Raw genomic sequence first — 21,654 nt, 5'->3', positions numbered from 1 at the left:
AGGAATCTTACATGAAATTCGTACTTTTATTTGGACCACAAGCAGTTGGGAAAATGACTGTGGGACAAGAATTAACAAAAATAACAGATCTTAAGCTGTTTCATAATCATATGACGATTGATTTCCTTGAACCTTTCTTTGGCTTTAGTCCTGAACTGTGGAGGCTGTCTACTCTTTTTAGAGAGGAAGTCTTTACCTCATTCTCAAAAACCGATCAGTACGGCATGATCTTTACGTTTGTCTGGGCATTTGATCAAAAGGAAGATTGGGCATTCGTCGAAAAGATTTGCGAGATCTTTAGCGACGCTGATCTTTATTTCGTTGAATTAGAAGCGGGTGTAGATGAAAGGCTAAAGCGTAATACCACGCCCAATAGGCTCGAACATAAGCCAACCAAACGAAATATTGAGCATTCAGAAGAAAATTTGCTTTCAACAATGAAAGAGTTTCGAGTAAACTCTGAGGTAGGAGAAGTTGACAAAGAGCATTATTTGAGAATTAATAATGAGAATCTTAGTGCAGAAGAAGTGGCGCAAATGATAAAAGACAAGTTTGGATTAAAGTGAACGAGAAAGGCGCTTTTTAACAGAAGCGTCTTTTTTGGTGAAGTGAAAGAAGAATAGTATTGAGTTTGTGAACTGATTTTGAAATAATTGGTAGAAAGAGTAGGGGCTGCAAAAAATAAACAGTAAATAGGTGATAAGATGTATTTAACTATTTTTGAGGAAATCGTTCAAACCTTGCATCACGATTACGCCGGCTGTATAGATAAGAAAGGCTGGGATTCTCCTAATTTTTATCGGAATAAGATAAGTAGAATTCAAGAACAGGGTAATATGACTGATCACACCTTCGTAGAAATTGTAGAAGACTATTTGCTGGATTTTAAAGACTTACATATGAGTTTTAGAAAGAGTGGTCAAGATCAATCTATTAATTATGTTGGGTTCAACGTGAGGAGATATGAGGATTCTCTATTTGTTGTATCTAATACGAAAGAAAAAAGAGTACAACCTGGTGAGTACATAACAGCATTAGATGGGATAAGTATTCCACAACTTGTAGAAACTCACAAAAGACGCTTGATGGAAACACAGGCAGAACGAGAAAACTGGAGTTCAATCCTCACACGATACGAGACAGCACTAGTAACAGATCAGGTAGGACAAACTTTCACGATCGATCTTAGAAACTATGAGAAAGAGCGGTATCAAGCTGAGTATTCTTTAAATGAATTAAGCCCAGATACATTATTGTTTAAGTTAACAGACTTTATGGATCATCACGCTATATCATCATTACTAGATGAAAAGAGTCATCTGCTTAAAAGTTGTGATCACTTAGTCATTGATGTTCGTTTGAACAAAGGTGGAAATGATCTAGTATATTTTAAATTACTTCCCTATCTGTTTGAAGGAGAAGAAATTGATTTAAATGATTTTAATTCTGATAGAATGCTAACAAATTGTACAGAGCGTAACGTGGAGTTGCGAGTTGAGTTTCTTAAGAATTTACAACCCTCTATAAAAGATGAGAACACATTGAATCAACTAAACGCTCTTATTAGAAAGTTAGAAGAAAACAAAGGGAAGGGCTTTGTGGAATTGGACTTAGCAGGCATGGAAGAAAGTCTTCTTATCAAAACGAAAGAAGGTCCAAAGAACATTATTATTTTAACGGATGTTTATTGTGGAAGTTCTGGCGACTCATTTGTTGAGATTTGCAAAAACTCCTCCAAGGTTACTGTGATCGGAAGACCAACAATGGGATTAAATGATTATTCCAACCTAGCTGTTAGGAATTGGGGTGATCAATTTGAACTTTGGTATCCTACTTCTAAATTATCTAGAGTAGATAAAGGGGAGGGAATGAGTGGCTTAGGTATTCAACCTGATCATTATATTCCATGGTCTAAAGAACACATAAAAGAAGATATCGACTTAAAGAAGGCGATTGACATGATTACGTGACGAGATCTTCTTCTTATCCAAAAGAAGCATATAGTAAATACATCGCTGAATTCAAATCGAATGGAATGAGGTTTTATGATATCAAAGACAGTCATCATTGCGTTTTTATCGTATCTTGTAGTAAGTAGTATTCTTTTGATCGTAGGTCACACGTTTCACATAAAGGTATTGATGTTTCAATTCTATGAAGAAACGACAACTGGATTTGTAGCAGGAGGATCGGTCGTTCCTTTTATTATTGCTGCATTGGTTAGTTACCTTGTTGGAAGATGGTACGAGAAAAGAAGAAGAGTAGTTAGTGAGAAATAACAATATCAAAAAATCCCCTTAAGCATAAAGAGATATACTTAAGGGGGATGATTGAATTTCATTTTCTTAAAAGCTCTTTTCTAAAAGATTATTGCTTTTGAAAGAAGTTTTGTTTAAAGAACCACAATTAGCTGATTGGAGCGGAAGGTGCTCGACTCCTGCGGGACTAGCGGGATAGGTGAGACCCCATAGGCGCAATGTTTTTGTGCGCCGAGGAGGCTCAGCGCCCGCACCAAGGAAAGCGAGCATCCTGGAGCGGAAATCTTTAAAGCATACGAGCGAAGCTTTAATGAACTACTATTTAGCTGGAGGTAGAACTTTATAGTCAATCGGGATATGAAGCGTCGTTTCGTAAAATGCTTCCGTGTTGAATTTGTCTGATATGGTTTTTTCAATTAACTTATATGTAAGGTAAGGCTTTTCTATCGGTTCTTTTGCGATCGTCGTTTCAATAAGTTCAGCTTTTTCTATGGTAGTTTGATCTACAACTGTTAACTCAAGCAAAATTGGTTTTGTTTCCTTATTTAGATAATATGACTGGATTCGATTATCTTTCTCTTGAATCACTTGAGAGAAATCCTCAACCTCTAGCTTTTGCTCAGGCAGTGATTGAATGTAAGGTTTAAAATAGTTCTCACGCCAATGGTTTTCGTCCATTGCAAAATTATAAGCGTTCAAAGTTAAAGTTAAATAGCTTACAATTGCCAGGATTACAACAAAGAAGATTCCTCTATATATAAACCCGGAACGAGAAAATAACTTTCGATCTTTCACAATATGAATTATGAAAATAAGGCCAACAAAAATCCATAATACTTCTGAAATAACGGTTAATGGTGCATCCGATAGCTGCAGTAATTCATGATGACTTTGTATTACTTTTTCAATGTTCATCGATCTTCCTCCTGATTCATGAAAATCCCCCTTAAGAATAACAACAGATTCTTAAGGGGGATTGTTATTGTTAAATTGTAACAGTAGTGTGGTTCTATAATCCATAGTTAGAATAATGATTAAATTTTCATTTTCTTTAACAAGGAGAAAAGAGAAAGAAAGACCTAATCAATTAATATCCTGTGTACCATATCCTGTTAGCGTAAAATCGACGTTTACAATTACTGGAACTTTGCTGAACTCTGAATTCCATTCTTTTTCGTGTTTCTTCCAATATTCTGGTTGCTTAATTCGGACCCATGTTGAGAACTCCAGAAAGTCTAATCCAAATTCTTCTTGTGCGAGTGATACGACATTCTCAATCGATTCTTTGACAATTTCTTCTCCGTTTTTCTTTAGTTCTTTATCCCAGCCTGGTTTAAACACATTTCTTTCAATATTCCAGTCCTCTCCAAGTCGAAGTGAGGCATTAACAGACAAAATAATAGATAATTGATCACCCTTCAGAACAGGCTCAATCTTGGTTTGAGATTTGTTGATTTCAAGTACAATTTGGTCTTCAGATGACTGTTCGGGATCAATCGTTACGAGTCCGCCTCGAACGGTATCCTTAATCCATTTTAATCCTCCTACTTCCTCAGGTGTTAACCAGCCTGCTATTTTATTATCTTTATTCGAAATAATACCTGCCCCTGCCAGGTGGATTCGATCTTGATTAATTGAAATTTCAGGTATTACGAAGCTTGAACGATCGGAAAGATGTTTCGATAAATCCCCGAAATTGAGGTTATCCTGGACGTTAAGACTTCGGTCGATGTTCTGAGTTAATTCCTTAATTTGTACAGCTGGAAACATCTCTTTGGTAGGTTTCACACTAAGAATGGTAGCAACGTTTTCTTTTGTGATAAATACCGGAACCGTTCGTCTAAACTCATGATCCCGCAAAAAGAAGCTTATGATTTTATTAATCGGTTCATGCTCAATTAGCTTTTCAGATACAACCATTGATTTGAGATGAGTGTAATTAGGGGGGCGATCGGATTCTAACGAATTTTTTCGGATGATTTCAAAAAAGTTATTTCCATCCAAGGTGAGATTCTGAAAGGGACTCCCCTGGTTTCCTCCCCCCTGTGTACTTGGTATATTGTTCGGTACAACGTATTGATTGGTCATTGAATAGCGAGCAGATTGTTCGTCTACATAGTCAAGGCCGATTGCCATAATGATTCCAAGGTCTTCGATTTCGTCACTATCCCAGCATGCAGAAAGAATTAGAAGTAGGGAGGATAGAAGAATTAGAAGTATTGGTCGTTTCATTGGAATTTCTCCTTTGTAACCGACACTACAAGTAGGATGAAAGGAACCCCAATGAGTGCTGCATACGATAAGTTATTTAAATAGGTAGAGGAAGAGAACAGCTCTGTTATACCTGTTGGGACAAGAGAAAGTGAGAGAATAAGTGCACCGACAAAGATGTTGACGAAAATATTTCTTTTGCAATTAATGGTCTTACATATTCCAAGAAGAGCTGAATAGTAGTACGCGGTCAATGTTGTGAAAATGGTTATGATCCAACCGAATAGAAATAAAAGTTCAAAACGTTCAAAGAAAAAGCCTTGATACTCAATCGTTTTCGCCATTTCTATTGTTGGGAATGTAATTACTTTTAACTCTCCAATGCTTAATATTCCAATGTTCAGGATAAAAAAGAGGACATAAATGATGCAAACAGCTCCGAGGCTTATGCCAAGTATCTTTGTCATCGATCGCCATTTTGTAAAAGACTGATATCCTGAGAGCACCATAATAAGCTCATACCCAACAAAAGAAAAAAAAGTTGTGTTTGTACCTTTTAGTAGTGCGAATCCATCGTTTACAAAAATAGGACGTAAATTGGTCGGTTCAATGCTCTTGATACTCAAAATAGTGAGTAAAAAGAACATCGCTAGAATGATGGGAAAATAAAGCTGAAAGAACATCACAATGTTTGTTAAACCACACGATACAAGATACATACATGACAGAATAAGTACCGCTAGGACGACAACTTTCGGTGTTCTATCTAAAAGGTAGTAATTTACGATTTCAGACATGGTTCGGATTATAAATGCAGATATGGAGATAGCGTATGCCACAAAGACCAAACTAAATAACTTTCCAATCCACTTCCCAATTACCTCTGGAGCAAAATCAAATAACGTCTGTTTTGGGTACCTCTTAATGAGCATGAAAATTAAGAGTGCGTTTAGGAAAGCAATAATTGCCCCAAATATGACGCTTACCCACATATTAGGCTGTCCAACGATTAAGGCGGTTTGTCTTGGTAACGTGACAATTCCAACACCGATAATTGTTGAGATTAGAAAAATAATGATTGGGAGGGAAGACTGTTTTTCATTCATTTGCTTTATCCTCCTTAGCTCCTGCCCTAAAGTACAAACGGACAAAACTATCTTTCCATTGCTTCAAGTTGATAGGTGCAAATGGTTCAAGAAATGGAGTGGAAAAACTTCTTAATTTAACAAGATGGGTAGTAACGATGAAAATCGCTATCAACATCCCATAGATCCCAAGCATTGCTGCTGAAAAAAGAATAAAAAAGCGAATAGTTCGTAATGCAAGACTTAGTTGATAGTTCGGAATCGCAAAAGAACAGATCGCAGTAAAAGAGATGACCATCACCATCATTGGACTCACAATGCCAGAGCTAACCGCTGTTTCTCCAATTACAATAGCTCCTACGATGCTAACAGTAGAGCCTATTGGCTTAGGAAGTCGTACACCAGCTTCACGTAAAATTTCGATTGTAAATTCCATTAGAAATGCCTCTATCACAGATGGGAAAGGCACGCCCTCCCGCGTTTTTGAGAGAGAGACGGCAAGACTCGTTGGTATGAGACCGTGTTGAAAGGAGACTAGTGAAATATACGTGGCAGGAAGCAATACCGAAATAAGTGCTGTAATGTAACTGAGAAGTCTGATGAGTGAAGCCGGAATCCACTTGAAATAATAATCATCAGGTGTTTGTAAGAGCATATTGAGAGTCGTTGGTGCAATTAAAGTAGTTGGAGAACCATCTGTTAAGATTGATACTCTTCCTTCTAAGAGAGCGTTGGCTACTTTTGTAGGATGCTGCGTCGCTGTTAATTCAGGAAAGACAGAGAATTTATTGCGTTCAAGAAGTTGCTCAAGAATTCCACCATCCGTTACATAATCCACTTTCACTGAACTGATGCGATCTCTTACTTCTTGTACTAATGTCTCTTTCGTTCTTCCTTTTAGGTAGGCAACGTAGATATATGTAATAACATCTGTTCCAATGGTGAACTTCTCAAAGATTAGATCCTTTGATTTCAGATGCATGCGAAGTAGAGCTTTATTGTCCTGAATACATTCAATGAAGCCATCTCTCGAACCACTAATCGTCGGTTCATTTACTGGTTCATCAGGCGTACGCTTGATGAACTTCGTAGTATCAACAACATAAGCGTTCTGTATATGACCATGCTTCACGATGATGATCGTAAAACCGTCCATTAAATGAGCTGTGATGAGATTGAAATCCGTTACTTCTTCAATCGATGCAATGGGGAGGAGTTCTGGAATTCCATCTATTTGAACCGGACCTCCTCCTTCTGACGCTGATAGCAGGGGGGAGATGATGGCTTTCTGAATGGTCATAGGATCAGAGATATCTTTAAGAAAGACAAGTGTAATGTCGAGCGAAGCGACTTTTAGCTTTTTGAATTGAAGATCAATGCTGTCGTGAAATGCTAGTTTGATTTGATCCTCTACTGCCGATTGAGGATTAGGTTTGTTGCTATTACTTCGACGAATTCTCATTTGATAATCACCCCGAACGTTATCTACCGATTAGTGTTTGCAATGAAAATCGTTCTATCCCTATAGGGAGCAATTCATTTTATTATGTGCAACGGTAGAGGACTAATGAAATAAGCTAAATCTCATGGGGGGAATTTAGTAAGGATATCTCACTTGAATTTTCAATCATGGTACGATTTCTTTTAGGGGTAGAAAATAGAAAGAGGGAAAAGATTATTGTTCTTGGGCAAAGGAGGCGACAGTCGGACCAATTCTCATTGCAGCTAAATCACGTATGGGAGTGATGGTGATGGAAGGGACGAGGTACTTTAAAAAACGATATGAAAAGAAAAACCGCTGATATCCTATGTGCCAGGATAACAGCGGTTTTAAATGATGTTTCATTTAGTTTGTTTCAGATGCTAACTTTACAAGTACGTGAGCCATATGCTCGCGCTCTTCCTTATTTGCAACGTTCCATAGCTCGTTTAGAACTTTTTCTTCACGGTTACGTGGCTCTTCGTGATCTGCTAGGTAATCAGCTACGCGCTTAGCACCCTTAGAAAGACCTTCTTCACCAAGACCAAGCTTCTCACCTTTATGGACTTGATCGCCAAGATAATCTTTAAATGATTGGAAATTCTGCATGATATCGTCTTTCTTGTCCTCGCTCATTTTTGCTACTGCTTGCTTTGCATCCTTCTCTGCCATTTTACTTCATCTCCTTTATTTTTGTGTACAGTTGGTATGTATCCGAAAATGGCAGGTGTTAAACCCAATAACTACCTAATTAGCCTATTGAGGTGTAAAAGATACTACTTTGTAAAATATGAGATGAATCTGACGTTGTAATGTATTATTCCCAATAATGGAAATTATAGGTTCGTGAGAATGGGATTAATGGTATGTTATGTGTAGTGAAAAGATTGGGAAGGATGAACTCAGATGAGTCAAATCGATTACGAAACCTTTTATAATAAAGTAGGAAAAGAGAACGGTTGGGATTTCAGTTCTTTACAGCTCATGTCAGAAGGAGTTAAGTGGGAGTTCTATGATGAAGTTACGAAAAGAGTGAAGAAGACTGATCTATTATTAGATATTGGAACGGGAGGTGGAGAAAATCTCTTGAAAATTGCCTCCTCCTTACAACTACTAATAGGGATTGATCTCTCAAAAGGCATGATGGAAACGGCCGAAAAGAATCTACATAACTCAAATGTAAGCAATGTGCGTTTTGCTCAGATGTCATCGAATTCTTTGCAATTCCCAGAGGGCTTTTTCGATGTTGTTTCTTGCAACCATGCTCCTTTTGATTCAAGGGAAGTTTCGAGGGTGCTAAAGAGTGAAGGATTATTTTTAACCCAGCAAGTAAGTGAAGCGGATAAGATTAATATTAAAGAGGCATTTGGAAGAGGGCAATCCTTTGGAGAAGAGGATGGCTCACTTAAGGAAAAATATATCCGTGAATTAGAAGAAGCGGGATTTTCAGACATTCAATCTTTTGATTACGATGCAACAAACTATTTTCAAAAACCAGAAGATTTGATTTTTCTTCTTACCCATACGCCGATCATTCCTTATTTTGGAGAAGAGAAAACAGACTTCGATAAGTTGAATCGGTTCATTGGAGAAAATCAAACGAATGATGGAATTCGAACGAATTCGAAAAGATTTATGATACTAGCGAAGAAATGATTAAATTCAAAAGCGACAACGCCCTTATGAGGGGTGTTGTCGCTTTTCTAATTAAACCTTGATAAATTCTCCAACTTTTATTGAAGAGTCTTTAATCGATCCAGCAGGTAATTCAAGAACCGCATGAGCTCCTTTAATAGGGGATACAAAATGCCAGGGCTTTAGATTTTCTACTACTTTAATGATTTCATGATTCTTTGTCAGGAAAACGACATCAATGGAGAAAAACATAAAACACATATGAATAGAGTTGCATGGAACAATTAACAGCCCTTCATCTTTTAGGGGTATTCGACGAAACATTAATCCTTTGAATCTGGTTAGAAAGGTATCCGCTCTTAGAATTGTATATGGGACTGTTCGATATAGTGTGTTCTCTTCTTCTCTTAACATGACAATTCTCCTAACTTATGACGTTGTCTTTACTATAATTGAAGTCCGTATAATACTCAATAACGAATATATGACTAGTTTATTTGTGAAAAAAAGAAAAAAATTGAAAAAAAGGTATTTACAAATTCGCTATAACGAACTATTATTAATTCAAGAGATGTTCTATAAAAAGAACAAAGTAATCGAAAGTGAACACTATATTGAACAATCACTTATGCTAGAGGTTACTTTGGAACACCTTTGAAAGGGGGAACGGATGGGGAGAAAATCAAATGCTTTCTCAGAGAGAATAGAGGTTAAGTTAGGGTTGAAATTGTTGTCTCCATGATCCTTATCTTGTTCCAACTAGAAATACTTCACTTCAGGTAGTAATGCTTCATTCATACATTTTTCAAAAAACAAAAACCACAAAATATGAGGAGGAAACAATTATGTTAGAAAAAATGGCGCGTTTGGCAAGAGAAGAAGAAGGACAGGGTATGGCGGAGTATGGGTTGATTCTTGCAGGGGTAGCAGTAGTAGCAGCAGGAATCTTTGTATCGCTTGGTGGGAAAATAGAAGGTCTAATTCAATCAGTCATGAGCAAACTATAAGAAAAATTTTAAAACGATTTATCCTAGCCCCACTTACCCAAGTGGGGCTAAATTTAAAAACAAAGAGGTACTAAGATGACATACAGTATCCTAGGCATTACCTTACTTATTTCGTTTATAACTGACATTCGAAACAGGCGTATTCTAAATATCGTCACGTTCCCAGCGATGGCAATTGGGTTACTCTACTACACCGTTACACTCGGTTTTCAGGGCTTCCTTTATAGCGGTGCAGGACTTCTTATTGGATTCTCTCTTCTTCTTATTCCTTACTTACTTGGCGGAATGGGAGCAGGCGATGTCAAGCTCCTTGCGGCTGTAGGTGCACTTACAGGCACCTCATTCGTTCTCCATTCTTTTTTCTATACGGCACTAATTGGGGGAGTGATTGGTCTTATCTTACTTATGAAAAGAAGCGGGATTTGGAAAGTGTTTAAATCTCCTACTTATACATTTTACTCGCTGATGAATGTAAAAGGGATCAGCAAAAACAGTGGAGTAACGTACCCTTACGGAGTAGCGATTACACTTGGAACAGTATGTGCTGCACTTCTAGGAGGGATAGGATGAAATCTGAAAAGGGACAATCGATGGTAGAGTTCGCTCTTGTCCTTCCGGTTCTCGTGATGCTGTTGTTTGGAATCGTAGATTTCGGCCGCATCTTTCATGCTTACATTACAATTGATCATGCGAGTAGAGAGGCAGCTCGAGTAGCAAGTATTGGTGAAAGTGATTCAAAGATTGTGTCAACTGCGGTTAGTAGTGGTTCAAGTATACATCTTACCTCTGGTCAGGTGTCCGTTTCTCCTGGAGGAACGAAAACGGCTGGTAGCGACGTTAGGGTAACGATCACCTATCCAGTTACCTTTCTTACACCGGTCATTTCTTCTATAAGTGGTCCGATTACTTTATCAAGCTCGGCAGCGATGAGGGTTGAGTAATGAAGAAAATTCGATCGTTACTTAAAAGCGAACGTGGCAATGTGGCAGTTATGTTTGCGATTAGCATGACTGTTTTGTTAGGGGCAACCGCAATGGTGGTCGACATTGGTAGACTTTATCACGAGAAAAGGATTCTCCAGAATGCCATGGATGCGTCCGCACTAGCTGGGGCCCAAGGGTTACTAACAAGTCAAGCGAGTGCTTCGACACTTGCGAAAGAGTATGCGAATAAGAACAAATTTCCAATTGGTAGTGGAGATATAACGATTACGAGTAAGTCGATTAAGGTAGCGAAGGAATCAACCGTACCAATGACATTCGCTCGCATATTCGGTATCCAGCAAGCGTCAGTCAGTGCCTCTGCAAAAGCGGAAGTTGGATTATTAAAATCTGTGAAACGAATAACTCCGATCGCCATAGAGTATACCGCGATTCCACATGAAACTGAACTTAAGTGTGAAAATACAGGCATAAACCATGGGAACTGTGGATATCTCGATATCAATAGCAATGGAGCGAGCGGGTTAGCTGCGAATATCGTAAACGGTGTAGAGCTGGCACCGGGTACGAAATTTGTACAAACAGAGCCAGGACAAAAGTGGGGACCAGTGAAGAGTGCATTTCAAACATTGATTAACAATGATGCTTCGAAACCACATTGTCAGAGTGCTGCTACAGCAGATAAATCTTGTGATCGTATTATCATTATTCCCCTTATTAAAACGTGGGCTGGTGTGAATGGGAAGTCGATAGTTGAAATCGTAGGATTTGCCTCTTACTGGCTTGATCGACTTGATGAGCCTAAGAGGGTTGTAGGTAAATTCAAAGAAACGGTCTCTTCTGGAGAAATCGGGGGATCCGGTCCTGGGAATGTATACGGTGTAAAGCTTGTTGAATGATTCTAATGGAAAGTATCAGGGGGTGGGCACATGAAAACCAAACGAATTTGGATGTGGTCGCTTATTTTTGGGGTATTCGCTACATTGATTGTTTATGTAGGCTTATTCACAAATTTAACGGCTGTAACAACGAATTCAGAGTCAGACGTGAAAGAAGCAGAGAAAACCGAAGTGCTAACGGAAGCAGAGGAAACAATTGCAGGGCGTGAGATAGCAAACCCTATTGCAAAGGTAAGCGAAGGGAAACGTGCTATCTCGATTAACGTCGATCTTGCTGGTGGGGTTTCAGGATATATTGAACCTAATTCATATGTAGATGTCGTTGCTTATGAACAAGAGATTGATGAAGAGAAAGAGAAAGAATATAAAGCAGCAGTACTTGTGCTTCAGAATATTAAGGTACTTACTTCAGGTAAAGCGCCAGATAGTGCAGACGAAGCGCTACACTATGAAACAGTCACGCTTGAAGTGACGCCAGAAGAAGGGGTAATGCTTAGTCTTGCCGCAAAAGATGAGAGTGGATTCTACTTAATGCTACGAAATAAAGAGGATGATGGCGTAAGTAAGAAAGCATTGAAGGAAAAACGTCAGGTTTATAAGGAGAGTAATTAAAATGACCTTACACTGGTATTTTTATTCAGATACAAATGCCCGAGCTGATGAAATTGAAACCATCTTGACAGACAAGAATCAAACGTTAACGAGCTTTTATCGTTTAGAAGATCTCCTTAAACAGCTTGAAAGCACTCCAAATGCCGTTCTTTTTCTAAAAGCACATGCAACTTACAACGTCTATGAGCTTTGCCAAGAAATTTCCTTTAAATATCCTCATATATACTTGATTGTGATCTCTCCAGAGAATCTAGAGAATACGAAGAAAGCGATGCAAGTTGGTGCATCTGATATGCTCACTTTCTCTTCAACAGATGATGAAATTACAGAAGTTGTTTTTCAAGCACAGGCGTATATGAAGCAACGGATCAGTCGAGAACCTTCCCTTCAATTAATGAAAGAGAATAGTCGTGTTATAGCGGTTTGTAGCTCTAAGGGTGGAACAGGAAAAACGTTATTGACCGTGAATTTAGCTGCAGAGTTAGCCAGGGATGGGAAGGAAGTTGCTATTGTTGATGCCAACTTTCAATTCGGTGATGTTGCAATGTATGTTGACATTAAGCCGAAAAACTCGATTTATGAGTGGGTGAAAGAAGGCGTTGAACGAGGAGAATATGGGATTGAATCGTACTTATCTCATCACAAAAGCGGTGTCTCCATTCTAGCAACGCCTCCTCGACCAGAATTCTTTGAAATCATGACAGAAGATCATTTAGAGATTGCTATGACAGAACTACGGAAAAGTTATGATGTGATCCTTATCGATGCACCGACATATATCTCGGAGATACATTTAAAGAGTCTTGCTTTAGCAGACGAGATCCTCCTTCTAACAACAAGTGAGTTGCCTGACCTTCGGAATAGTAAACTCTACCTCGATATGATGGAAACTCTCCATTTCGATGAGAAGGTCAAAGTCGTCTTAAATCGAGATTCCAAGTATCGAACCGTTGAAGAAAAACGAATGGAAGTTATTCTACAGAAGCCAATATTTGCAGTATTACCTGATCAAAAGCAGCTTGCCGTTACCTCAATTAATGAAGGAATGCCACTTGTCATCAAGTCTGCGAGAAGTCCATTTGCTAAAGGAGTCCAAACGCTTGCAACGAAATTGATGCCACCAGTTGAGCAACCGGTGAAAAAGTTGAAGCGCCTTGCTTTACTAAGTAGATGAAGGAGGGATTCGGTTGTCACTGTTTAAACGCTATGTTGAAGAAGACACGCACTTACAAGTAGTTGAACGAAAAGAATTGAAGGTTGTTAAAACCGTTGATTACAGTAAATTAGAAGAGAGCTTACAAAACTATTTACTAGATGAATTAAAGAAGAAACAATTTAACAAGGAAGAAGAAACCCAGAAAATAAGAGAATGGGGCAAGGGGTTTCTAGATAAGGAAGGTGAGCGTTTTACGTTTGAGGAGAAGAAATCGTTACTGGAGACAGTAGAGTACGAATTACTTGGATATGGGCCGATTTCTCCCTTATTAGAAGATCCGACAGTATCTGAGGTTATGGTTAATGGACCAAAAGATATTTACTATGAGCAATACGGTAAATTGAAAAGAAGTGAATCAACGTTTCGTGATGATTCTCATGTAAGCCGGGTCATTGAGAGAATTGTAGCTCCGCTTGGAAGGCGCATTGATGAAAGCTCTCCAATGGTAGATGCCAGATTACCTGATGGCTCTCGAGTCAACGCTATTATTCCCCCGCTCTCATTGAAAGGACCATCGCTCACGATACGTAAATTCTCTGAAACGCCATTTCAAATGCAGGACCTAGTGAGGTACCACACATTAAGTAATGAGATGGCAGAGTTTCTTGAGATGTCAGTCAAATCCAGACTTAATATTTTCATTAGCGGAGGTACTGGTTCCGGAAAAACATCTTCACTTAATGTCCTTTCGTCTTTCATTCCAAATGATGAACGGATTGTGACAATTGAGGATGCAGCTGAGATCAACCTTTCACAGGACCATATCGTTTCCCTCGAATCACGTCCTCCTAATATAGAAGGTAAGGGTGAAATTAATATTCGCGAACTTGTCCGAAATGCACTTCGAATGCGTCCCGATCGGATTGTTGTAGGAGAGGTTCGTGGTGCTGAAGCGCTCGATATGCTTCAGGCAATGAACACTGGTCACGATGGGAGTCTAAGTACTGGTCACGCCAATTCTCCAAGAGATATGCTATCGAGACTTGAGACAATGGTTCTAATGGCAGGTTTTGACTTACCGCTACGCGCGATTCGGGAACAAATTGCGAATGCGCTTGATCTTATCGTGCAACAAGTGAGAATGAAAGATGGGTCAAGGAAAATCACACGCATTACTGAAGTGCTTGGAATGGAAGAGAACATTATCGTTCTTCAAGATTTATTCGTCTTTAAAGAAACAGGAAGAAGCCCGGATGGCAAAATACTAGGGGAATTTCAGTCGACTGGCGTTCGACCGAATGTATCAGAATTCCTTGAGCAAAACGGCTATGAAATTCCATCATCCTGGTTTAAAGAGGTGTGGTAAGATGAATGATCTCGTGGTAATTGTTACGCTATTGCTCATTTTTACAATCATTTTCTATTTCGTTTCGAATCGTCTTGTTAGAAACAGGCAGACGAAAAAGCGAATTGATACATTTATCCCCCTTTCTGCCTCAACTGAAGAGGTCGAACAAGTACAAAATAATAAATTGCTAAAACGATTCGTTTCTTCTGTATCTCGCTTTTTTGAAGGAATGAAGCTTAGTTCCAAAACAAAGCAGATGTTGGAGCAAGCTGGAAGTTCTATGAAAGAGGAAGAGTTCCTGGTTGTTCGACTATTTAGTGCATTGGGTGCTAGTGTCAGTCTTTTCCTAATAGGTATTCCGTGGTATGGAGCTATACCGGCAGCATTCATTGGCTTTGTCATCCCAAGTAGTTATATGAAAAGCAAAAGGAGAAAGCGAGTAAAACTCCTTTCCTATCAGCTTGTTGAAGCGCTTGGAACGATGTCTAATTCAATGAGAGCAGGGTTTAGCTTCCTGCAAACGATGCAGTTAATAGGGAAAGAAATGCCCGATCCGATCGGTCCAGAATTTGATCGCGCTGTTCGAGAAATTGGTATGGGTATTCCAATGGAAGATGTTTTCACTAGTCTACTAGCCCGCTTGCCAAATAAAGAGCTTGAAGTAGTCGTACAGGCTATTCTCGCTCAGCGTAAAAGTGGAGGCAATTTAGCACAGCTCATGGATACGATGGAGGAGACGATCCGAGGGAGGATTCGTGTGCTAGAAGAGCTGAAAACCCTGACAGCACAGGGGAAGCTATCTTCTATCATTATTACGGCATTACCATTGTTGATGGCACTTTATTTATATGTCGTTAGTCCTACTTATTTTGAACCAATGCTTACGAGTCCATTGGGGATGTTTCTGCTTGTATCAGGGTCAATTTCACTTCTGATTGGTTGGGTTCTTATTCAAAAGATTGTTCGAATTGAGGTGTAAAAATGATTCCCTTCTTATTTATGGTTTGTGCCTTTCTATTCTTCGTGCTACTGTTTTCCGCTGTTCTTAATACAATCTATCGAAAAGAAATAGCCGTAGAATTTCGTTTCGAACAATACTTTGGAAAAAGAGAAGAAACTAGTTCAAAAACTAGAAAAAAAGCGAGGCTGTTATCAAGTCCACTATTGCAGAAATATTGGGAGGTTGGTGTACAACAAGTCAGTAAAACCTTCGCAAAGAAAAACCAGAAAAAGTTAGGAATTCTTCTTCATGAAGCTGGATACGGAAGCCGATCTCCGGTTGAGTTTCGACTGATTCAAGTTCTGATTAGTATAACGGGTGGTTTCCTAACATTTCTACTGATGCCTTTCTCAGAAGGTAACAGTTCCTTTACGCTTTTATTAGTATTTGCAGTTGTTTTCTTATGTTACCGCTATCCACTATTCTATCTTGCTAAGAAAAAAACGAAGCGAATTAAGGTGATCGATAAGGAGATGTCCGACTTCTTCGATATGGTTAGCTTGCTTCTCGAAGCAGGGGTAGGACTTGAGGGAGCAATCTCAAATGTTTGCTCAAGAAAGCCAGGCCCTTTGGCAGATGAATTCAAACAGGCACTTGATGAAATGAGACGAGGTAAGTCACGACGTGAAGCTTTCTACAGTTTGAAGAAACGAGTTCCTTCAGAACGTTTTCAAGGTGTTATGATGTCCATCATTCAGGCTGACCATCTTGGAATTGGGATGGCGAAGGTTATCAAAAACTTAACGAACCGTATTCGAGAACAAAGACGTGAGGCAGCTCGTGAACTCGCAATGAAAGCACCGGTGAAAATGCTCATTCCTATGATTCTCTTTATTTTCCCACCACTTTTCATCGTTATTATTGGCCCTATGGTGGTGAAAATTATTGTGGATGGTTTAGGGTGAATGGGTACGTATAGATTATTTACTGAACATAATCGAAGCAAATGGAAGACACCTTCAAAAGGAGGTGTCTTTTAACATTGACTACTAATTTTGAGACCTAATCAGTGATAAGATGAAAAGAAAAGAATAGATGACAATAGAGTCTATTTAGGAGGATATGATATGCAAGTGATTAAAAAAATTGGTGAACGATTCTGGTATCAAACGCCTGTTTCTGAAACGGATCGTCCGATTCTTGGAATGGTTGTTGGTGATAAGCAATCCCTTATGATTGATGCTGGAAATTCAGAAGCACATGCTAATTATTTTCTGGAAGAGCTTAAGAACAGAGAAGTTCCTAAGCCGAGACTACTTGCCCTAACACACTGGCACTGGGATCATATTTTCGGTTTATCTGCTTTAGATGTTGTTTCAATTTCATCTAAAGAAACAAAGCAAGAAATGGAGAAGCTAGTTCATCTCGATTGGTCAGATCGTGCGTTAGATGAGCGGGTAAAAGAAGGGACAGAAATTGAATTCTGTTCAGCCGCTATTAAGAAAGAATTCGCGGATCATCGCGATATTACGATCTCACTACCTGACATGACGTTCGAAGGCCAAATGGAAATCGATCTTGGTGGCGTTACCTGTCTATTGCAACAAGTTGGTGGGGATCATGCTTCAGATTCAACGGTTATTTATATAAAAGAAGAAAAAATCCTGTTCCTTGGTGACTGCTTCTATCCAGATATTTTCTCACCCAAAACGAATTACACTGTGAGTACCATACTCACATTATTAGATAAGCTAGAGGCGTTCGATGCAGAATGGTATATCCTTTCACATGGAACCGCGATTTCGAAAGAAGAATTCATGAAAGAGGTCGCTTTGCTAAGAACAATGGCTTCTTTAACGAAAGAGTGCAATGGAGATTGTTCTTGTATGAAAGAAGTGTATAGGACTCAAATTGAAAGAGATTTGACAGAAGATGAAACGGATTTGATTCAGGAATTTGTGAATGGGATGGAGATTGAGAACGAAGTAAAATAGTTAACGTTTCAAAAGAAAAGCCTCTCTTATTGGTAAAGTGGAGGACTGGACAAGGTGTGTCACGAAATGATTAATAGACTACTACTTTGTTGTGGTTCTAATATGGAGGTGCTCTAATGACATATAGTATGATTTCTCATCTCACGTGTCCAAAATGCAAAGAAACGTATTCATCAGATTCGATTCAACAACTATGCGCGTGTGGATCGCCATTACTCGTTGAGTACCAGCTAGATGAAGTAAGGAAAAGTTTAACGAAAGAAGCATTAATCGGCCGTCCGTCGTCTCTTTGGCGCTATCATGAACTGCTTCCTGTAAAGAAAGAAGGAAACGTGATTAGTTTCGAAGAAGGCATGACTCCTTTATCGAAACTGCCAGTCCTGGGTAAACAAATGGGGATTTCAAATCTGTACATAAAAGACGAGGGAATGGTGCCAACCGGTTCCTTTAAAGCAAGGGGAGCTTCAGTTGGAATTTCAAAGGCAAAAGAACTAGGCGTGAAGCACCTGGCTATGCCGACAAATGGAAATGCCGGAGCTGCATGGTCCCTATACGCTGCAAAAGCCAAAATCGAAGCCTACATTGTCATGCCAGAAGACGCGCCAGAAATAACGAGAAAAGAAGTGAGTATTTCAGGGGCAAATCTATTTCTTGTAAATGGATTGATCAGTGATGCAGGTAAAATTGTAGCTGACTTAGTGAAGGAGCAGGGCTTTTATGATGCTTCAACCCTGAAGGAACCGTATCGAATTGAAGGAAAGAAAACGATGGGGTATGAAATAGCCGAACAATTGAATTGGGAATTACCTGATGTCATTCTTTACCCTACAGGTGGAGGAGTTGGGTTAATCGGGATATATAAAGCTTTTCTAGAACTTAAGGAACTCGGTTGGATTGATGGGCAAAAGTTCCCTCGTTTAGTAGCAGTTCAATCAGAAGGCTGCGCGCCAATTGTGAAAGCCTACCAGGAAGGGAAAACAGAGTCAGAGTTCTGGAAGAATTCCGAGACGCATGCGTTCGGAATCAATGTGCCAAAAGCAATTGGTGATTTTCTAGTCCTTGATGCCATCTATCAAACTGGTGGATGTGCGGTTGCTGTTTCAGAAGATGAAATTAGAGAATCACAAGGTGAGGTAGCGAGGGAAGAAGGACAGTTTATTTGTCCGGAGGGAGCTGCAACGTTTGCAGCAGCAAGACGCTTAAGGGAAACGAATTGGATCAATGAAAATGATCAAGTCGTTTGTTTAAATACAGGGCTTGGTATTAAGTATCCAGATGCATTTGATGTGGAAGCTCCCTTATTACAACCTTATGACAGACTTTCTTTTTCGGAAAAGAGATAAGAAGTACTAGAAAATTGGTGAAATGTCCTATCCATCTGAATAAATTCCTCCACTTAGGGTAATGGAATAACAGAAGTATTTTGAAGTGGAGGATGAAACAAATGCAGAAAATGAACAGAGGAATTTTAACTGCGATCTCATCGATTGCAATTGCTCAAGGGTTAAAAATTCTAACACATAAAAAAGTGACAGGAGAGTGGGATGTTAAACAGGTTGCGACAACAGGTGGAATGCCAAGTTCCCATTCGGCAGGCGTGTCAGCACTTGCTACATATATAGCCTCAAATAAAGGATCCCGACATACTGAGACAGCACTTGCAGCGATATTTGGTGTTATTGTTATGTATGATGCGCAGGGCATTCGTCGTCATACTGGTGAAATAGCACGTCTCGTAAATGATTTAGAAGATAGTTTTGCTTCTCTATCAGGAGATTTTCCAAGTTTTGAATTTGTAGAAAGAGAGAAAGAGTTGAACGAGATTCTAGGACATCAACCGATTGAGGTTCTTGGTGGAGCTATTCTGGGTGCTGTACTAGGGTTTGTTTCTGCTAAGGTTGAGAATAGAGAAGGTTGAGCACTTAGCTATAGACATGAGAAGGTGTCGAGGAATGAAGATTCCTCGACACCTTCTTTTGTTATTCTAATCGATCGGATCAGCAGATTTCCCGTACCGTAGAACATCGAATACAGCCATACCATCACTTGGACGACCATCGTCGTTTCGGAAAGGCAAAAGAGAAAAGAAAATAAAATAGATTGAGAAATACGTAAACTGATAGAAAAACAATGTGACGGGCATCATTTGAGAGATAATTAAATAGTTAATGACTAGAATGACGATGAGATTAAATAGACTTCCGCCTAAATAAATCGCGATATGAGCCCATGTTTTGTTGTATTTTAATTCCTCGTACTGGCACCAGCCTTCCATAAAGTACTTTCTTCTAACTTCTAACGGGCCTATGTGAAACAGGGTGCGCCCTGTACCTATACAAAATTTAACTTTCCCGCCGAAAATTCTCGCAATTAACACGTGACCAGCTTCATGAACTAGCGTTACAATCGGTAAAATAATAAAAAAGTTCACGAGAAACATTGGGATATCATTTAAGGTAAACATGATTAAACCTCCGAGATGTTATGATCTTATTGTTGATGATGACTCTTGAACAAAACGTTCCCGATTTGGTTTGATAAAAACTCATTTGGAGCAAGAAACATGAAACCGTAATAAAAGAAATAAACTAGATACATTTTTAGTGCTTTTTTTTACAATTGTGGTAAGAGCATTTTGTGCTTCTCTATTTAAAGGAATTGAGTTGTTAACGTGGTAGTGTAAAGTAATAAGGTAGAAAAAATGAAAGGGGATAATAGTCCATGTATGAACTGAAAACAAAGGAAACAGATAATAGTGTCATTGAATTCATTGAGAATGTGGATTCTCCTAAGAAGCGTGAAGATGCGTATCGCTTATTGGATCTTTTTGCTGAAACGACGGGGCATGAAGCAAAGATGTGGGGACCTAGTATCATAGGGTTTGGATCTTATCATTATAAATATGATTCCGGTCATGAAGGGGACGCGCCACTTGTAGGATTCTCACCACGTAAAGCAAAGATTAGTTTGTACTTTGCAACTGGAGATGCGGATCGAACTCATCTATTGGAGAAATTAGGAAAGCACAAAGCTGGTAAAGCTTGCGTGTATATTAATAAAGTAGCTGATGTTGATGAAGAGGTATTGAAACAGTTAATAAATCAGTCTGTTACCTTTCTAAACCGTACCTATCCTAATCAAGAAAAACAGGATGAATAAGTTGCTATAAGCTAGACAAGAATATTGTTTAAAAGGATTGATCTGCGACCACTGGTGAACAGGGTAAGATCTTCCTTCAATTGAAGGTGAAGCAATGAATTTATCAGAACTATGCATACGACTCACGTTGACATTTATAACGCTATTTATTCTCACTAGAATTACCGGGAGGAAAGAAATTAGCCAGATGACTTTCTTTAACTGGGTATCTGGCGTAGCCATTGGGTCTTTAGCTGCCAATATTGCAGTAAATAAGAATCTAAGTATTACTCTTGGCCTTATTGCACTCATTGGTTGGACATTGCTGACTCTTATAGTTGAGTTTCTTGATATTAAAATTAAGAAAACTCGACAGTTAATCATTGGTGATCCAATGGTAGTAATTAAGGAAGGTAAATTAATGGAGGATATCCTTAAGAAAGCGCGATTAGATATCGACACGTTAAGAGCTCTTTTACGAGAAAAAAATGTGTTTCAGTTATCTGATGTTGATTATGCCATTTTTGAGACTAATGGAAAGCTTTCAGTGATAAAAAATGCCGATAAGCAAATGGTAACGAAAGAGGATATGAATCTGTTTAGTAAACCTAAACCGTTTCCTTTAGCTACTGAAGTCATTTCAGATGGCACAGTTCATACTAAAAATTTGGAAATGATCAATCGAGATGAGAGTTGGTTAGTTCAACAACTACAACAAGCAAATGTAGCATCAGTGTCGGATGTTTTTTATGCAGAAATTCAACAAGATGGCAGTCTCTATATTGATCAGAAAAGGGATCAATCAATAAAGACTTAATAAAGAAAGGAGCGGTCAAATCGCTTCTTTTTTTTAGTATCAGACTACAACTAATTCATTCATTAGTCATAATCGGAATTAAGTTCCAATATACTTTTTGTTCCATTTTGTAGAAATATTTTCCACCTTTTTC

Annotated in this window: 25 protein-coding genes; 18 read left to right on the top strand and 7 right to left on the bottom strand. The window is 38.9% G+C overall.

The window, feature by feature from the left end:
- The first annotated feature begins 11 nt into the window (after nucleotides 1-11).
- From FBF83_RS04920 to FBF83_RS04910, 3 genes are all read left to right on the top strand, one after another.
- On the top strand, nucleotides 12-566 hold the full coding sequence (locus tag FBF83_RS04920; RefSeq protein WP_136945996.1) for a shikimate kinase: 555 nt from the start codon (nucleotides 12-14) through the stop codon (nucleotides 564-566).
- A gap of 138 nt (nucleotides 567-704) precedes the next feature.
- Nucleotides 705-1,970 (top strand): S41 family peptidase, encoded by a 1,266-nt coding sequence (locus tag FBF83_RS04915; RefSeq protein ID WP_136945995.1) that lies wholly within the window; start codon nucleotides 705-707, stop codon nucleotides 1,968-1,970.
- 75 nt (nucleotides 1,971-2,045) lie between these two features.
- Nucleotides 2,046-2,279, top strand: a complete 234-nt coding sequence (locus FBF83_RS04910; protein WP_136945994.1) for a hypothetical protein — start codon at nucleotides 2,046-2,048, stop codon at nucleotides 2,277-2,279.
- A 297-nt stretch (nucleotides 2,280-2,576) separates the two neighbouring features.
- Here FBF83_RS04910 and FBF83_RS04905 read toward each other — a convergent pair whose 3' ends face one another.
- The 5 genes from FBF83_RS04905 to FBF83_RS04885 all read right to left on the bottom strand — a co-directional run bounded on the left by FBF83_RS04905 (nucleotide 2,577) and on the right by FBF83_RS04885 (nucleotide 7,706).
- Nucleotides 2,577-3,173 (bottom strand): hypothetical protein, encoded by a 597-nt coding sequence (locus tag FBF83_RS04905; RefSeq protein ID WP_136945993.1) that lies wholly within the window; start codon nucleotides 3,171-3,173, stop codon nucleotides 2,577-2,579.
- 168 nt (nucleotides 3,174-3,341) lie between these two features.
- On the bottom strand, nucleotides 3,342-4,490 hold the full coding sequence (locus FBF83_RS04900; RefSeq protein WP_136945992.1) for a Ger(x)C family spore germination protein: 1,149 nt from the start codon (nucleotides 4,488-4,490) through the stop codon (nucleotides 3,342-3,344).
- On the bottom strand, nucleotides 4,487-5,575 hold the full coding sequence (locus FBF83_RS04895) for a GerAB/ArcD/ProY family transporter (protein ID WP_136945991.1): 1,089 nt from the start codon (nucleotides 5,573-5,575) through the stop codon (nucleotides 4,487-4,489). Before FBF83_RS04895 ends, FBF83_RS04900 begins: the two co-directional genes overlap by 4 nt.
- The gene (locus tag FBF83_RS04890) at nucleotides 5,568-7,016 is read right to left on the bottom strand and encodes a spore germination protein (protein WP_136945990.1); all 1,449 of its coding nucleotides are present in this window, start codon (nucleotides 7,014-7,016) and stop codon (nucleotides 5,568-5,570) included. Before FBF83_RS04890 ends, FBF83_RS04895 begins: the two co-directional genes overlap by 8 nt.
- 384 nt (nucleotides 7,017-7,400) lie before the next feature.
- Entirely contained in the window at nucleotides 7,401-7,706 is a 306-nt protein-coding gene (locus tag FBF83_RS04885) for a DUF3243 domain-containing protein (protein ID WP_136945989.1), read from the bottom strand.
- Between the two features lie 234 nt (nucleotides 7,707-7,940).
- Here FBF83_RS04885 and FBF83_RS04880 point away from each other — a divergent pair, with 234 nt between their 5' ends.
- On the top strand, nucleotides 7,941-8,690 hold the full coding sequence (locus FBF83_RS04880; RefSeq protein WP_136945988.1) for a class I SAM-dependent methyltransferase: 750 nt from the start codon (nucleotides 7,941-7,943) through the stop codon (nucleotides 8,688-8,690).
- A gap of 51 nt (nucleotides 8,691-8,741) precedes the next feature.
- Here FBF83_RS04880 and FBF83_RS04875 read toward each other — a convergent pair whose 3' ends face one another.
- Nucleotides 8,742-9,083 carry a DUF192 domain-containing protein gene (locus FBF83_RS04875; protein WP_136945987.1) on the bottom strand — a complete coding sequence of 114 codons (342 nt, stop codon included), beginning with the start codon at nucleotides 9,081-9,083 and terminating at the stop codon, nucleotides 8,742-8,744.
- 431 nt (nucleotides 9,084-9,514) lie between these two features.
- Here FBF83_RS04875 and FBF83_RS04870 point away from each other — a divergent pair, with 431 nt between their 5' ends.
- From FBF83_RS04870 to FBF83_RS04815, 12 genes are all read left to right on the top strand, one after another.
- Complete coding sequence (locus tag FBF83_RS04870; RefSeq protein ID WP_136945986.1) at nucleotides 9,515-9,676, top strand: Flp family type IVb pilin; 162 nt, start codon at nucleotides 9,515-9,517, stop codon at nucleotides 9,674-9,676.
- Nucleotides 9,677-9,751: 75 nt separating this feature from the next.
- Nucleotides 9,752-10,246, top strand: a complete 495-nt coding sequence (locus tag FBF83_RS04865; RefSeq protein WP_136945985.1) for an A24 family peptidase — start codon at nucleotides 9,752-9,754, stop codon at nucleotides 10,244-10,246.
- Entirely contained in the window at nucleotides 10,243-10,617 is a 375-nt protein-coding gene (locus FBF83_RS04860) for a TadE/TadG family type IV pilus assembly protein (RefSeq protein ID WP_169525183.1), read from the top strand. Before FBF83_RS04865 ends, FBF83_RS04860 begins: the two co-directional genes overlap by 4 nt.
- Nucleotides 10,617-11,516, top strand: coding sequence for a TadE/TadG family type IV pilus assembly protein (locus FBF83_RS04855; protein WP_136945983.1), 900 nt, complete (start codon nucleotides 10,617-10,619; stop codon nucleotides 11,514-11,516). Before FBF83_RS04860 ends, FBF83_RS04855 begins: the two co-directional genes overlap by 1 nt.
- A 30-nt stretch (nucleotides 11,517-11,546) precedes the next feature.
- Complete coding sequence (cpaB, locus tag FBF83_RS04850) at nucleotides 11,547-12,128, top strand: Flp pilus assembly protein CpaB (protein WP_136945982.1); 582 nt, start codon at nucleotides 11,547-11,549, stop codon at nucleotides 12,126-12,128.
- A 1-nt stretch (nucleotide 12,129) separates the two neighbouring features.
- Nucleotides 12,130-13,302: an AAA family ATPase gene (locus FBF83_RS04845; RefSeq protein WP_136945981.1), complete on the top strand. Its 1,173-nt coding sequence runs from the start codon at nucleotides 12,130-12,132 to the stop codon at nucleotides 13,300-13,302.
- Between the two features lie 13 nt (nucleotides 13,303-13,315).
- Complete coding sequence (locus FBF83_RS04840) at nucleotides 13,316-14,650, top strand: CpaF family protein (RefSeq protein WP_136945980.1); 1,335 nt, start codon at nucleotides 13,316-13,318, stop codon at nucleotides 14,648-14,650.
- Nucleotide 14,651: 1 nt separating this feature from the next.
- Nucleotides 14,652-15,611, top strand: a complete 960-nt coding sequence (locus tag FBF83_RS04835; RefSeq protein ID WP_169525182.1) for a type II secretion system F family protein — start codon at nucleotides 14,652-14,654, stop codon at nucleotides 15,609-15,611.
- Between the two features lie 2 nt (nucleotides 15,612-15,613).
- On the top strand, nucleotides 15,614-16,537 hold the full coding sequence (locus FBF83_RS04830) for a type II secretion system F family protein (RefSeq protein ID WP_136945978.1): 924 nt from the start codon (nucleotides 15,614-15,616) through the stop codon (nucleotides 16,535-16,537).
- A gap of 162 nt (nucleotides 16,538-16,699) precedes the next feature.
- Nucleotides 16,700-17,566, top strand: coding sequence for an MBL fold metallo-hydrolase (locus FBF83_RS04825; protein ID WP_136945977.1), 867 nt, complete (start codon nucleotides 16,700-16,702; stop codon nucleotides 17,564-17,566).
- Nucleotides 17,567-17,682: 116 nt separating this feature from the next.
- Nucleotides 17,683-18,909 carry a threonine synthase gene (locus tag FBF83_RS04820; protein ID WP_136945976.1) on the top strand — a complete coding sequence of 409 codons (1,227 nt, stop codon included), beginning with the start codon at nucleotides 17,683-17,685 and terminating at the stop codon, nucleotides 18,907-18,909.
- A gap of 101 nt (nucleotides 18,910-19,010) precedes the next feature.
- Nucleotides 19,011-19,484, top strand: coding sequence for a divergent PAP2 family protein (locus FBF83_RS04815; protein ID WP_136945975.1), 474 nt, complete (start codon nucleotides 19,011-19,013; stop codon nucleotides 19,482-19,484).
- Between the two features lie 66 nt (nucleotides 19,485-19,550).
- Here FBF83_RS04815 and FBF83_RS04810 read toward each other — a convergent pair whose 3' ends face one another.
- Complete coding sequence (locus tag FBF83_RS04810; protein ID WP_136945974.1) at nucleotides 19,551-20,030, bottom strand: site-2 protease family protein; 480 nt, start codon at nucleotides 20,028-20,030, stop codon at nucleotides 19,551-19,553.
- Nucleotides 20,031-20,287: 257 nt separating this feature from the next.
- Between FBF83_RS04810 and FBF83_RS04805 the strand changes: the two genes are divergently transcribed.
- A complete protein-coding gene (locus FBF83_RS04805; protein ID WP_136945973.1) occupies nucleotides 20,288-20,725 on the top strand; it encodes a DUF1801 domain-containing protein in 438 nt (145 codons plus the stop codon).
- A 94-nt stretch (nucleotides 20,726-20,819) separates the two neighbouring features.
- Nucleotides 20,820-21,521, top strand: a complete 702-nt coding sequence (locus FBF83_RS04800; protein WP_136945972.1) for a DUF421 domain-containing protein — start codon at nucleotides 20,820-20,822, stop codon at nucleotides 21,519-21,521.
- Nucleotides 21,522-21,654 lie beyond the last annotated feature (133 nt).

The organism is Guptibacillus hwajinpoensis (genome assembly GCF_005144865.1).
GTDB lineage: Bacteria > Bacillota > Bacilli > Bacillales > Guptibacillaceae > Guptibacillus > Guptibacillus hwajinpoensis_A.
The sequence above is the reverse complement of the archived record's forward strand: the minus strand, read 5'-3'. Positions and strand labels throughout refer to the sequence as shown.

Excerpts from the sequence above, each read along its gene's own strand:
- FBF83_RS04920 (WP_136945996.1), top strand. The coding sequence starts at position 12 with ATGAAATTCGTACTTTTATTTGGACCACAAGCAGTTGGGAAAATGACT.
- FBF83_RS04915 (WP_136945995.1), top strand. The coding sequence starts at position 705 with ATGTATTTAACTATTTTTGAGGAAATCGTTCAAACCTTGCATCACGAT.
- FBF83_RS04910 (WP_136945994.1), top strand. The coding sequence starts at position 2,046 with ATGATATCAAAGACAGTCATCATTGCGTTTTTATCGTATCTTGTAGTA.
- FBF83_RS04905 (WP_136945993.1), bottom strand. The coding sequence starts at position 3,173 with ATGAACATTGAAAAAGTAATACAAAGTCATCATGAATTACTGCAGCTA.
- FBF83_RS04900 (WP_136945992.1), bottom strand. The coding sequence starts at position 4,490 with ATGAAACGACCAATACTTCTAATTCTTCTATCCTCCCTACTTCTAATT.
- FBF83_RS04895 (WP_136945991.1), bottom strand. The coding sequence starts at position 5,575 with ATGAATGAAAAACAGTCTTCCCTCCCAATCATTATTTTTCTAATCTCA.
- FBF83_RS04890 (WP_136945990.1), bottom strand. The coding sequence starts at position 7,016 with ATGAGAATTCGTCGAAGTAATAGCAACAAACCTAATCCTCAATCGGCA.
- FBF83_RS04885 (WP_136945989.1), bottom strand. The coding sequence starts at position 7,706 with ATGGCAGAGAAGGATGCAAAGCAAGCAGTAGCAAAAATGAGCGAGGAC.
- FBF83_RS04880 (WP_136945988.1), top strand. The coding sequence starts at position 7,941 with ATGAGTCAAATCGATTACGAAACCTTTTATAATAAAGTAGGAAAAGAG.
- FBF83_RS04875 (WP_136945987.1), bottom strand. The coding sequence starts at position 9,083 with ATGTTAAGAGAAGAAGAGAACACACTATATCGAACAGTCCCATATACA.
- FBF83_RS04870 (WP_136945986.1), top strand. The coding sequence starts at position 9,515 with ATGTTAGAAAAAATGGCGCGTTTGGCAAGAGAAGAAGAAGGACAGGGT.
- FBF83_RS04865 (WP_136945985.1), top strand. The coding sequence starts at position 9,752 with ATGACATACAGTATCCTAGGCATTACCTTACTTATTTCGTTTATAACT.
- FBF83_RS04860 (WP_169525183.1), top strand. The coding sequence starts at position 10,243 with ATGAAATCTGAAAAGGGACAATCGATGGTAGAGTTCGCTCTTGTCCTT.
- FBF83_RS04855 (WP_136945983.1), top strand. The coding sequence starts at position 10,617 with ATGAAGAAAATTCGATCGTTACTTAAAAGCGAACGTGGCAATGTGGCA.
- cpaB (WP_136945982.1), top strand. The coding sequence starts at position 11,547 with ATGAAAACCAAACGAATTTGGATGTGGTCGCTTATTTTTGGGGTATTC.
- FBF83_RS04845 (WP_136945981.1), top strand. The coding sequence starts at position 12,130 with ATGACCTTACACTGGTATTTTTATTCAGATACAAATGCCCGAGCTGAT.
- FBF83_RS04835 (WP_169525182.1), top strand. The coding sequence starts at position 14,652 with ATGAATGATCTCGTGGTAATTGTTACGCTATTGCTCATTTTTACAATC.
- FBF83_RS04830 (WP_136945978.1), top strand. The coding sequence starts at position 15,614 with ATGATTCCCTTCTTATTTATGGTTTGTGCCTTTCTATTCTTCGTGCTA.
- FBF83_RS04825 (WP_136945977.1), top strand. The coding sequence starts at position 16,700 with ATGCAAGTGATTAAAAAAATTGGTGAACGATTCTGGTATCAAACGCCT.
- FBF83_RS04820 (WP_136945976.1), top strand. The coding sequence starts at position 17,683 with ATGACATATAGTATGATTTCTCATCTCACGTGTCCAAAATGCAAAGAA.
- FBF83_RS04815 (WP_136945975.1), top strand. The coding sequence starts at position 19,011 with ATGCAGAAAATGAACAGAGGAATTTTAACTGCGATCTCATCGATTGCA.
- FBF83_RS04810 (WP_136945974.1), bottom strand. The coding sequence starts at position 20,030 with ATGTTTACCTTAAATGATATCCCAATGTTTCTCGTGAACTTTTTTATT.
- FBF83_RS04805 (WP_136945973.1), top strand. The coding sequence starts at position 20,288 with ATGTATGAACTGAAAACAAAGGAAACAGATAATAGTGTCATTGAATTC.
- FBF83_RS04800 (WP_136945972.1), top strand. The coding sequence starts at position 20,820 with ATGAATTTATCAGAACTATGCATACGACTCACGTTGACATTTATAACG.